At 36.3% G+C, this 12,383-nt stretch carries 10 protein-coding genes and 1 other annotated feature; of the genes, 6 read left to right on the plus strand and 4 right to left on the minus strand.

Features of this window, described 5'->3' with window-relative positions; all coding sequences use genetic code 11:
- Nucleotides 1–326 precede the first annotated feature (326 nt).
- On the minus strand, nt 327–1,316 hold the full coding sequence (gene trpS / locus BAQ46_RS02290; RefSeq protein WP_000110985.1) for a tryptophan--tRNA ligase: 990 nt from the start codon (nt 1,314–1,316) through the stop codon (nt 327–329).
- Between the two features lie 75 nt (nt 1,317–1,391).
- Nucleotides 1,392–1,608, minus strand: a binding site (T-box leader).
- A 105-nt stretch (nt 1,609–1,713) separates the two neighbouring features.
- Nucleotides 1,714–2,094 (minus strand): DUF3899 domain-containing protein, encoded by a 381-nt coding sequence (locus tag BAQ46_RS02295; RefSeq protein WP_001044991.1) that lies wholly within the window; start codon nt 2,092–2,094, stop codon nt 1,714–1,716.
- Between the two features lie 319 nt (nt 2,095–2,413).
- Here BAQ46_RS02295 and BAQ46_RS02305 point away from each other — a divergent pair, with 319 nt between their 5' ends.
- The 5 genes from BAQ46_RS02305 (at nt 2,414) to BAQ46_RS02325 (ending at nt 8,128) form a co-directional block, all read left to right on the plus strand.
- On the plus strand, nt 2,414–4,069 hold the full coding sequence (locus BAQ46_RS02305) for a peptide ABC transporter substrate-binding protein (protein ID WP_000727207.1): 1,656 nt from the start codon (nt 2,414–2,416) through the stop codon (nt 4,067–4,069).
- A gap of 126 nt (nt 4,070–4,195) precedes the next feature.
- Nucleotides 4,196–5,125 carry an oligopeptide ABC transporter permease gene (gene opp3b, locus BAQ46_RS02310; protein ID WP_000534165.1) on the plus strand — a complete coding sequence of 310 codons (930 nt, stop codon included), beginning with the start codon at nt 4,196–4,198 and terminating at the stop codon, nt 5,123–5,125.
- Nucleotides 5,122–6,138 carry an oligopeptide ABC transporter permease gene (opp3C, locus tag BAQ46_RS02315; RefSeq protein WP_000974101.1) on the plus strand — a complete coding sequence of 339 codons (1,017 nt, stop codon included), beginning with the start codon at nt 5,122–5,124 and terminating at the stop codon, nt 6,136–6,138. Before opp3b ends, opp3C begins: the two co-directional genes overlap by 4 nt.
- A gap of 18 nt (nt 6,139–6,156) precedes the next feature.
- Nucleotides 6,157–7,200: an ABC transporter ATP-binding protein gene (locus BAQ46_RS02320; RefSeq protein WP_000854346.1), complete on the plus strand. Its 1,044-nt coding sequence runs from the start codon at nt 6,157–6,159 to the stop codon at nt 7,198–7,200.
- On the plus strand, nt 7,193–8,128 hold the full coding sequence (locus tag BAQ46_RS02325; RefSeq protein WP_000166346.1) for an ABC transporter ATP-binding protein: 936 nt from the start codon (nt 7,193–7,195) through the stop codon (nt 8,126–8,128). Before BAQ46_RS02320 ends, BAQ46_RS02325 begins: the two co-directional genes overlap by 8 nt.
- A gap of 144 nt (nt 8,129–8,272) precedes the next feature.
- Here BAQ46_RS02325 and BAQ46_RS02330 read toward each other — a convergent pair whose 3' ends face one another.
- Nucleotides 8,273–9,718, minus strand: coding sequence for an MATE family efflux transporter (locus BAQ46_RS02330; protein WP_002163724.1), 1,446 nt, complete (start codon nt 9,716–9,718; stop codon nt 8,273–8,275).
- 350 nt (nt 9,719–10,068) lie between these two features.
- Between BAQ46_RS02330 and BAQ46_RS02335 the strand changes: the two genes are divergently transcribed.
- Nucleotides 10,069–11,715, plus strand: coding sequence for a peptide ABC transporter substrate-binding protein (locus BAQ46_RS02335; RefSeq protein ID WP_000728616.1), 1,647 nt, complete (start codon nt 10,069–10,071; stop codon nt 11,713–11,715).
- Nucleotides 11,716–11,743: 28 nt separating this feature from the next.
- Here BAQ46_RS02335 and BAQ46_RS02340 read toward each other — a convergent pair whose 3' ends face one another.
- Complete coding sequence (locus tag BAQ46_RS02340) at nt 11,744–11,947, minus strand: hypothetical protein (RefSeq protein ID WP_000559978.1); 204 nt, start codon at nt 11,945–11,947, stop codon at nt 11,744–11,746.
- Between the last annotated feature and the right edge of the window lie 436 nt (nt 11,948–12,383).

The following is a 12,383-nucleotide window of genomic DNA, read 5'->3' on the forward strand; positions in this document are numbered from 1 at the left end:
TTCCTGCGAGGCAAAAAACGCCTCTACGTCAGGAGCTCCATCCCCCTCACATTCTAAGCGAGCCGCTTCTGCTTTATATGAAATCCAGCTCCAGCGGCAAGCTCTTCGTGTCTAAGAACCTTCCGCATAAGAAGGCAAAAAGCGCCTTTTATGCGAAAGAACCTTAGCCAGTCAGAGCTGAACGAGCCGCCTCCGCTTTATATGTAATCTAGCTCCGGCTCCTAACCCTTCGCGTCTAAGAACCTTCCCCACAAGAAGGTAAAAAGCACCTTCTGTGGGAAAGAACCTTAGCCGTCAGGGCTAAGCAGTCGCCTCCGCTTTATATGTTACCTACGTTTTCTGCTTAGTCCCATTGCGTTTTCTACTTTGCGTAGTTGTTTGAATGCGACGCGGTTTGCTTTTTCGGCACCTTTGTCTAGAATTTCGTCTAGTTCTGGTGAGTTGATTAGTTCGTTATATTTGTCTTGGATTGGACGAATTGCCTCTACGACTACTTGCGCTAAGTCGCCTTTGAAGTCGCCATATCCTTTTCCTTCGTACATTGCTTCAATTTCTTCAACTGTTTTTCCAGAGAATGAAGAGTAGATTGTTAATAAGTTAGAGATGCCAGGTTTGTTTTCTTTATCAAATTTCACGATACCTTCAGAATCAGTTACAGCACTTTTAATTTTCTTTTCAATTGTTTTTGGTTCATCAAGCATGCTGATCATTGATTTTGGATTCGGATCAGATTTACTCATTTTTTTCGTAGGCTCTGTTAGTGACATAACGCGAGCTCCTACTTTTGGAATGCGAATTTCAGGAATTGTGAATACTTCACGGAAGCGTTTGTTGAAACGCTCTGCTAGGTCACGTGTTAATTCCATATGTTGCTTTTGGTCATCACCAACAGGCACGATTTCAGTGTTGTAAAGTAAAATATCAGCAGCCATTAATGGTGGATACGTTAGTAATCCAGCTGGTACTGAATCTCTACCTGACGCTTTATCTTTATATTGCGTCATACGCTCTAATTCTCCAACGTAAGCAACTGATTGCATAATCCATCCTAGTTGAGCGTGTGCCGGTACTTCTGATTGTACAAATAACGTAGCTTTTTCAGGATCGATACCGCATGCTACATAAAGTGCAGCAAGACTGCGGATGTTTTTACGAAGCCCGACGGGATCTTGAGGCACTGTAATCGCATGTTGATTTACAATACAGAAATAACAGTCGTGTTCGTTTTGAAGCTCTGTAAATTGCTTCATAGCCCCTAAATAGTTTCCAAGTGTAATCGTTCCACTCGGCTGAATACCAGAAAAGATAACTGACATAAGTAATTCCTCCTAAATTTGAATGCGTGATAGGGAAGAGAAGGCAAACAAAAAAGCCCATTCATCCCAAAAAACTATAGGGACGAATGGACCGCGGTACCACCCTAATTATTTCACTACTGTGAAATCTCTCTAATCCATAATAACGTTTGGATATAACGCCAAAGCCTACTACTTTCGGTTCGGTTTGGAGCTCAAAAGCCCATTCCATACTGTACAATTACTTGTTCACACCAGCCACAAGCTCTCTGAAATTGCCTCAATATGTACTCTTCTTTATCATCGCATACATATAAATTTATTTATTGTTACTTGAGCTCTTTAAATATGAAAGAACTAAAGTTTTATAACAAAATGTTTTGCAGATTATTATATCATATGGGATAGTGTTTGCAAACTACATCAAAATAGTAAAGCTAATGAAGGTCGAGAACAACCCAAGAACGATACCGGTAATGCAAATTGGATACGTCCATTTGAATGAATATGTTTTATAAATACGTTCTTTCTTATCGACAGGTTCCTCTACTTCTTCAATTAAAGAGTCGATTTTTTTGTTCGTACCAAATACTCTTTGGAAGGCGTAAATTGTTACATTAAAAAATCCATTTTGAAATATGAATAAAAAACCGCCTATAAGAATAAAAAATAGTGCGATATAGAACGAGATGTTGACAAAATTCAACAAAAACTGCGATGAAACAAGGAATGCGCCAATACTAGAAGCAATTATCGCTATGAAAATTAGTATACAAGTATGAAAAAAAACTTTATTCAAAATGTTCCCCTCCGTCAAAATATTACTAGAATTATTATACTATAAAAGCTATAATATGTACTAGAACTAATTTTTTGAAAATTATACGCAATTAAAGGTCTGATTGCAAGATGATGGTAGCAATGTTAACGTATCCCTTTACAAAAAAATAAAAAAATAAACATTTTATTAAAAATTTTAACAAAAAAACAAAAAACTATATTCACAATTGTTATATTATATGTATAATGAAAATTGTAGAAACTTGGAGATTATTCTTTCAATTCTACTTTTTTACAAGTGAGGGTACAGGAAGTGCAATTAGGGGAGGCAACACAACATGAAGAAAAAGATACCGTTATTACTTGCATCGACTTTAACTGCAAGTATGTTGCTTGGTGCGTGTAGCTATCAGAAGGATGACGCAAAAGCAAAAGGGAAAGAAAACGCTACGAGTAGTAGTAACGGAAAGCAGATTCTTAATTTAACAGAGTTATCTGAAATTCCGTCAATGGATGCATCATTAGCATCTGACTCTGCATCTTCTACAGCATTAAATAATACGATGGAAGGTTTATATCGTATCGGCAAAGATCAAAAGAGAGTGCCTGGAATTGCTGAAGATGTTCAGAAGCTAGACGATGGAAAGAAATACATATTTAAATTAAGAAAAGATGCGAAGTGGTCGAATGGGGAACCTGTAACAGCAAAAGACTTTGTGTATTCTTGGAAAAGAGCAGTAAATCCAGATACAAAAGCGACGTATTCGTACATTATGTTCGATATTAAAAATGCAGAGAAAATTCATAAAAAAGAATTACCTGCTGACCAATTAGGTGTAAAAGCGATTGATGACTATACATTAGAAGTGGAATTAGACAATCCCGTTCCTTACTTTGTTGATTTAACGGTTTATCCAGTATTTTACCCGCTCAATGAGAACTTTGTAAAAGCACAAGGTGATAAGTTTGGGTTAGAGGCAAATACAACATTATATAATGGGCCATTTGTTATGAGTGATTGGAAACATGAGCAAAGCTTCCAGTTTAAGAAGAACCCATCATATTGGGATAATAAAACGGTTAAAATCGAAGAAATTAACTTTAATATTGTTAAAAATACGTCAACTGATGTAAATTTATATGAGACAAACTCAATTGATCGTGCGGCTCTATCTTCAGAATTTGTTGATAAGTTTAGACAAAGCCCAGAATTCCACACAAGAAAAGAAGCAGGGGTTGCTTACCTAAGATTTAATCAAAGTAATCAATACTTAAGCAATAAAAACTTAAGAAAAGCAATTTCAATGTCCTTTGACCGTGATAACATTGCGAAGGTTATTTTAAATAATGGTGCAATTGGAGCTTATGGATTTGTTGGAAAAGATTTCGCTGAAGGTCCGAATAAAAAAGATTTCCGAGCTGAAAATGGGAATTTAGTTGAAACAAATCCAAAAGAAGCGAAAAAATTGTGGGAAACAGCGAAGAAAGAGCTTGGCACTGATAAAATCGAACTAGAATTCTTAAACTTCGATAATGAGGATGCGAAAAAAGTTGGTGAATTCTTAAAAGGTGAGATGGAAAAGAACTTACCAGGTTTATCTATTAAAATTAAACAGCAGCCATTCGCACAAAAAAATAAATTAGAAGATTCTCAGCAATATGATATTGCGTTTGGTATTTGGGGACCAGATTTCCCAGATCCAATTTCATATTTAGATATGTTTGTTACGAATGGTTCTCAAAATAAAACAGGCTATTCTAATCAGAAATATGATGAGTTAATTCTAAAAGCTAAAACAGATACAAAAGATTTACAAGCACGCTGGGACAACCTATTAGAAGTAGAGAAGATGTTAATTAAAGAGGATGCAGTTATCACTCCAATCTTCCAAAAAGGTTCAGCGTATGTAGTAAAAGGTGCTGTAAAAGATATTATCCCAATTAACTATGGTGGTAAATTAACTTACAAATGGGCATCTGTTGAACAAAAATAATCTTTTTTCCATCGTTTACTAGGGTATATGCCTATGATGGGCATGTACTCTTATTTTAAAAAAATAAAAGTAAGAATATTTTAAACTATCTTATTGCTTTTGAGAAAAACGGGGAGGTGCTTGACTATGGGACGTTATGTATTAAAACGTTTCGTGTACATGGCTTTGACATTATTTTTAATTACTACGTTGACTTTCTTTTTGATGAAATTACTTCCAGGTTCTCCGCTTAAAAATCAGGAGAAGTTATCACCGGCACAAAAAGAAATCATTCTTGAAAAATATGGTTTAAATGATCCAGTACCAGTTCAATATGCACGTTACTTAGGTAACTTAGCAAAAGGGGATTTAGGGGTATCATTCCAATATGATAACCGTCCAGTAACAGACATGATTGTGGATCGCATTGGACCATCAGCACAACTTGGTTTACAAGCGATTATATTAGGAACATTTATCGGTTTAATTTTAGGAATCGTTGCGGCACTTCGTAACAATACGTGGGTCGACTATGGAGCGACAATTATTTCCGTACTCGGGATGTCGGTACCATCGTTCGTATTTGCCGCATTACTACAATATTTCGTAGGGGTAAAACTTGGATGGTTCCCAGTAGCATTCTGGAAAGGGCCAGAGTTTACAGTAATGCCTACAATCGCTTTATCGATGGCAGTTATCGCAACAATCGCACGTTTCGCTCGTGCAGAGTTAATTGAAGTTATGCAAGCTGACTACATTTTAACAGCGAAAGCGAAAGGAATTAGCCAAGGCGTTATCATTATCAAACACGCCCTTCGTAACGCGTTAATTCCAGTTGTAACAATTTTAGGACCAATGGTTGCAGGGTTAATTACAGGTACATTAGTTATTGAGCAAATTTATGCTGTACCAGGACTAGGGGAACAGTTCGTTAAATCTATTACAGTGAATGACTATACAGTTATTATGGGAACTACAATTTTCTATAGTGCGATCTTCATCTTAGTTATTTTCATTGTTGATATTTTATACGGAATTATTGATCCTCGTATTCGTTTAGCGGGAGGGAAAAAATGATGAAAGATGTACAAAAATTATCTCCAGACTTATTTCAACAAGCTAATCAAAATAATGTGGATAATGAAGTCATTGCCCGTCCAAGCTTAACGTTTTGGCAAGATGTAAGAAGACGTTTGTTCCAACATAAAGGAGCAATGTTTGGTTTAGTTTTATTAACGCTTATTATCTTACTAGCAATCTTCGGACCGATGGTAAGTAAGCACTCGTATAAAGAGCAAGATTTAGGACGTGCAAAATTGCCACCGAAAATTCCAGTTATTGAAAATGTTCATTGGTTACCATTTGACGGTACAGATCAATATGGTGTTGACCAATATGAAAAACGTGATATTAAAGAGTATTTCTGGTTTGGTACAGATGATCTTGGACGCGATTTATGGACAAGAACATGGGAAGGTACACGCGTATCATTATATATCGCTCTTTTAGCAGCAGCAATTGACTTAGTAATTGGGGTTGCATATGGAGGTATTTCAGCGTTCTATGGCGGTAGAGTAGATAACATTATGCAACGTATTATGGAGATTATTAACGGTATTCCATACTTAATCATCGTTATTTTAATGGTAATCATTATGGGATCTGGTATATGGTCAATTACACTCGCAATGGCAATTACAGGTTGGATAGGGATGTCGCGTATCGTTCGTGGACAAATCCTTAAATTAAAAAATCAAGAATACGTATTAGCATCTCGTACATTAGGTGCAACAAATACACAATTAATTGTAAAACACTTAATCCCGAACGTAATGGGACCAATTATCGTAATGACAATGTTTACAATTCCAACAGCGGTGTTTGGTGAGGCGTTCTTAAGCTTCATCGGTTTAGGTATTCAGCCACCATTCGCATCACTTGGTTCTCTTGTAAATGACGGTTATAAATCAATTCAAACGTATCCGCATATGATGTTCATTCCTGCGGTTGTCATCAGTATATTAATTTTAGCGTTTAACTTAATGGCAGACGGATTACGCGATGCGTTAGATCCAAAAATGCGTAAGTAAAAGAGGGGAGAGGCAAAGATGAAAACATTGTTAGAGGTAAAAGATTTACAAGTCTCCTTTGATACACATGCAGGTGAAGTACAAGCTGTACGCGGCGTTACTTTTGATTTGAAAAAAGGGGAAACATTAGCGATTGTAGGAGAATCTGGTTCTGGGAAATCAGTTACTTCTAAAGCGTTAATGGGATTAATTCCGAATCCTCCTGGACGCATTAAAAATGGTGAAATCGTATTTGAAGGTCGTGACTTAACGAAATTAACAGAAAAAGAAATGCAGCAAGTACGTGGTAAAGATATCGCGATGATTTTCCAAGATCCAATGACATCATTAAACCCAACGATGACAATTGGAAATCAAATTATGGAAGGCCTTATTAAACACCAAGGAATGAGTAAAGCAGACGCACGTAAAGTTGCGTTGGAATTAATCGACCTTGTAGGTATTCCAAATCCAGAAGCTCGTTTAAAACAATATCCGCACCAATTCTCTGGTGGTATGAGGCAGCGTGTAGTTATTGCGATGGCATTAGCTTGTAACCCAAAATTATTGATTGCCGATGAGCCGACAACAGCGCTAGACGTTACAATTCAGGCGCAAATTTTAGAGCTTATGAAGGACATTCAACAAAAAACAGAAGCAGCAATCATTTTCATTACGCATGACTTAGGTGTAGTGGCGAACGTTGCGGACCGCGTAGCAGTTATGTACGCTGGTAAAGTTGTTGAAATCGGAACTGTAGATGAAATTTTCTACAATCCAAAACATCCATATACTTGGGGCTTAATCGCATCTATGCCAAGTTTAGATGGTTCAGAAGAAGAGTTATATGCAATTCCTGGAACGCCTCCAGATTTATTGAAGCCGCCAAAGGGAGATGCTTTTGCACCACGTAACCCACAGGCACTGAAAATTGATTTTGAAATGGACCCACCTTTATTTAAAGTAAGTGATACACACTATGCGGCAACTTGGTTACTTCATGAGCAAGCTCCAGAAGTAAAACCGCCGGCAGTCGTTGAAAAACGCATTCTTCAAATGAAAGCAGGTGAACAACATGACTAAACAACGTGAGAAATTAATTGAAGTAAAAAATGTAAAGCAGCACTTCGACGTGAGTGGTGGTGTTGTCAAAGCGGTTAATGATATTTCATTTGATATTTACCGCGGAGAAACATTTGGTCTTGTAGGAGAATCGGGTTGTGGTAAATCAACAACTGGAAGAACGATTATTCGTTTATATGATGCAACTGCAGGTGAAGTATTGTTCGACGGTGAAAATGTACATGGCAAAAAATCACGCGCAGAATTGAAGAAATTCAACCGTAAAATGCAAATGATTTTCCAAGATCCATATGCATCATTAAACCCTCGTATGACAGTAGGGGATATTATTGCAGAAGGTATTGATATTCACGGATTAGCGAAAAACAAAAAAGAGCGTATGGACCGTGTTCATGAATTATTAAACACAGTTGGCTTAAATAAAGAGCACGCAAACCGTTTCCCTCATGAATTCTCAGGTGGACAACGTCAGCGTATCGGTATCGCTCGTGCACTTGCTGTAGAACCTGAATTTATCATTGCCGATGAGCCAATCTCAGCACTTGACGTATCAATTCAGGCGCAAGTTGTAAACTTACTGAAAAAGTTACAAAAAGAAAAAGGATTAACATACTTATTCATTGCCCATGATTTATCAATGGTAAAATACATTAGTGACCGCATTGGTGTAATGTACCGTGGTCAAATCGTTGAATTAACAACAAGTGATGAGTTATATGCAAATCCAATTCATCCATATACAAAATCACTATTATCAGCAATTCCACTTCCAGATCCAGATTATGAGCGCAATCGTAAACGTATCGTATACGATCCATCTCAGCACAATTATGGCAGTGAAGAACCGACAATGCGTGAAATTCGCCCGGGACATTTCGTACTATGTTCTGAAGCGGAGTACAAGAAATATAAAGAGATTTATCAATAATAAAAAATCCATTCTTCTATTACAGAAGAATGGATTTTTTTACTATATAAAAGAGTTGTCAATATTTCTCGGTAAGTCGATATATTTAAAGAATCGCAAATATAAGTTGCCTATACTAATGACTACACCTTAATTAAACGAGTATTATTGCGCCTGAACAGAAACAATCTCCTCTTGTTCTTCAGGTTTAACAAGTGCATAACGCTCCCACGCTCTACTTTTCCAGCGGAAGAACATAATAATGGCACGTGTCCATTCATCAATAGCAATTGCTAGCCAAATACCAACGAGCCCCATATCTAAATGGAAGGCGAAAAAATAACCGAGTGGTAAACTCATTAACACCATAGAGAATGCGCCGATTAAAACTGGGTACTTTGCATCACCAGCTGCGCGAAGTGAATTGATGATGACGATGTTCATCGTACGCCCTGTTTCAAGTAGTACACTTAGTAAAAGAACTGACGCACCTAACGCAATAATGTGCGGATTATCTGTAAATAGTCCCATTAATTGTGTGCGGAATGTAATAACGAGAGCAACCATACATAAAGTGACACCGATCGCCCACTTTACACTTTTCCATACACGTTCATACGCTTCATCTTTTTCACCACCGCCAACGAGGCGTCCGATAATAATTGCAGTTCCCATACCGATTGCAATAGCGAATAAATAAGTGAACATAGAGATGTTCGTAGCATATTGTCTAGCAGCTAACGATTCCGTTCCTAAATATGTTGCATAGTATAAGAAGACAATTTGGCAAGCTTGATACATAACCTGCTCAAACGCAGATGGAATTCCGATTTTTAAAATTTTCCCGATATATTCTTTTGATAAGGTGAAGTAGTATTGTAATTTTACACGGTACTCCATAACGCGGTACAGTAACCAGAAGAAAACGAGAAGCGCTATAAGTCGGCTGACAGCAGAAGAAATGGCAGCCCCTTGTACACCTAGCTCTGGGAAACCAAATTTTCCGAAAATGAGTACGTAGTTTCCAGCGATATGAATAATATTCATTCCAAGAGAAATAAACATCGCTTGCTTTGTGAAGCCATGTACGCGGATAATTGCGGCTAATGAATTAATAATAGCTTGAAGGAAAATAGCTCCTCCGACGATAGATAAATAGCTCTGTGCATACATTAGTACATCGCCTTGTAAGTTCATTGCCATCATCATATGTTTTGAGAATAAAAGAAAACCAGCGCTTATAACGAGTCCGACCACTAAATTTAATGTGACGGCTAAAGCTGATATTTTTGATGCTTCCATAAAACGTTTGGAACCGAGGTATTGAGATACGACGATGGCTGCGCCGTTCCCGATGACTTCTAGTACCAAAATAGCGATATGGAGATATTGATTCGCTGCACCAACCCCAGATACAGCATCGTCTGATAATGCACTTAACATGAAAGTATCAGCGATCCCCATTAACATAAATAGAAAAACTTCTAGAAAAATAGGCCATGTTAATAAGAATAAACTTAATTTCTCAGTAGGCCTGTTTTTTGCCTGAATTGCTGTCATGTCCGTCCCCTCTTTACCGATATCTATTTTTAGCAAAGTGTATCGTAACATACTTTCTTGACCTTTGCACTCATTTTAACCTACATATCTTTATTATGAAGGGAGAGCTATTTTATGATAAAAACAGAAGGATAATTATGCGTAAAGTATTATAAAATATAAATTTTGTTTTTATCTAATAATTTAGAAAAATATAAAAATAATTATTTCTGACACTTCAGTAAGGAAAATCGGCAATATGAAACGTTTACAAAGGATTAAGTTTTAACAGAAAATTTTAATAAAATAGAAATATAAATATACAAAAAATATATTTGTGTGTATAATATGAATTGTTAGAACATATATATTTCTTTTTGTTTGAAAATGAAAGGGCTAACATTTTTGTGGAGGGTGGAAATATGAAAAAAAAGATGCCAGTTTTTGTAGTATCAACAGTAGCAATGAGCATGATGTTAGGGGCATGTAGCTACCAAAAAGATGAGCCGCAAGCGAACGCAAAAGGGGATAGCGGGAAAAGCGGTGCGAAGCAAGTTATTAACTTAATTGAAACGCAAGAAATTCCAACGATGGATCCAGCGTTATCAGCTGATGCAGTTTCTTCAAGAGTAATGACTAATACGATGGAAGGCTTATACAGTTTAGGAAAAGACGATAAGCTTGTTCCTGGTGTAGCGAAGGAATTCAAAAAATCAGAAGACGGTAAAAAATATACATTTACATTACGTGAAGACGCAAAATGGTCAAATGGTGAGCCTGTGACGGCAAAAGATTTCGTATACGCATGGCAAAGAGCGATTAACCCAGATACAGCTGCGAAATCAGCGTACATTATGTATGATATAAAAAATGCAGAGAAAATTAACAAAAAAGAGATGAGTCCGGACCAATTAGGGGTAAAGGCGATTGATGATTATACATTAGAAGTGGAATTAGACAATTCCATTCCATACCTTGTAGATTTAATGGTATATCCAATCTTCTATCCTGTGAATGAAAAGTTCGTGAAAGAGCAAGGTACGAAGTTTGGTTTGGAAGCGAATACAACACTCTATAACGGACCATTTACATTAAGTGATTGGCAACATGAACGTAGCTTTAAAATGACAAAGAGCTCGTCATATTGGGATAATAAAGAAGTGAAGATTGAGGAAGTAAACTTTAATATTGTTAAAGACACGTCTACACCAATTAATTTATATGAAACAAACGCAGTCGATCGAGCAACGTTATTAGCGGAGTTCATCGATAAATATAAAGGAAAACCAGATTTCCAAACAGTAGAAGATACATCTGTATTCTTCCTTCGTTTAAATCAAAAAGATCCAGCGTTAGCAAATAAAAATATTCGTAAAGCAATTTCACTTGCTTTTGAACGTAAACCGTTCGTTGATACATTATTAAATAACGGTTCTAAGCCAGCAACAGGATTAATTCCTGATAACTTCATTAAAGGACCGGATAAAAAGGACTTTCGTGCTGTAAATGGAGATATTGTAAAACCAAACGTGAAAGAAGCGAAGAAATATTGGGAAGCTGGTAAAAAAGAGCTTGGTAAAAATGAAATCGAATTAGAGTTATTAAACGAAGATGTTGAATTATCGAAGAAAACAGGGGAATATTTAAAAGGTGAGTTAGAAAAGAATTTACCAGGTTTAACAGTGAAAATTAAACAACAACCATTCGCGCAAAAACTAAAATTAGAAGATGCGGGCGATTTCGTCATGTCATTCTCTGGATGGAGTGCAGACTTCCCAGATCCAATTACATATCTTGATATGTTTGTAACTGACGGATCACAAAATAAAATGAAATATTCTAATCCGAAATATGATGAGATCATCATGAAAGCAAAAAAAGATGGAAGCGATGTAAATGCTCGTTGGAAAAGCTTACTAGAAGCAGAGAAAATGTTACTTGATGACGCTGCGATTGTACCGGTATATCAACGTGGTAGAGCATACTTACAAAGAGATTCCATTAAAAATATGTACAACCATAAATATGGTGGCGATTTAAGCTTTAAATGGGCGTCAGTAGAGAAATAAGAAAAAAGCAGGTAATTGCCTGCTTTTTTTAATACGTACGTTTCTTATAAATACCTTTCCCACCAACTTGGTTCCAGCCGGATTGTACATCCAAACTTTTATTAACAAACTTCATCTTTTCTTTTCCGCCAAAGAGTTTTTCACCAATACTATTTGTAATGACGCCAATCAATGCTGTTATTCCGATGATGAGGGCAGCAACAGTGACAAAATCAATAAAAAAAGCAATCATTTGCAAATTCCCCCTTTGCCTGTCTGTATTTTTATTGTATGAGATAAAAAATGAAAAAGAAAGAAATGTCAGAAAAATTTTTGATTTATTTTAGAAATCGTATGGACATGAATGAGAATGTTTGTTAAAATGAGAACAAACGTTCTTTTGATTCTCACTTGTATAGTCTTACATTTCTTAATTGATTTATCAAAAAAAGGTAAGAAAACGTTCTCTTTTTCATAGGAAAGATTATGAGAGAATAACTATAAATCATATGAAAAATCTATGAAAAGCAAGCGTTAAGAGGGTTGAAGATTATTGTTAAAGAACAGCTGAAGTAAGTGTGATTATGTTACATAGCAGTGAAATGCACGGAAGAGTTTTCTCAATTAGAAGGAAATTTACTGTATATTTCTTGCAAAATCTATTGTATAATGATTATAGAAGTTACTTA

Origin of the sequence: Bacillus paranthracis, assembly GCF_001883995.1 — a bacterium.
Lineage (GTDB): Bacteria > Bacillota > Bacilli > Bacillales > Bacillaceae_G > Bacillus_A > Bacillus_A paranthracis.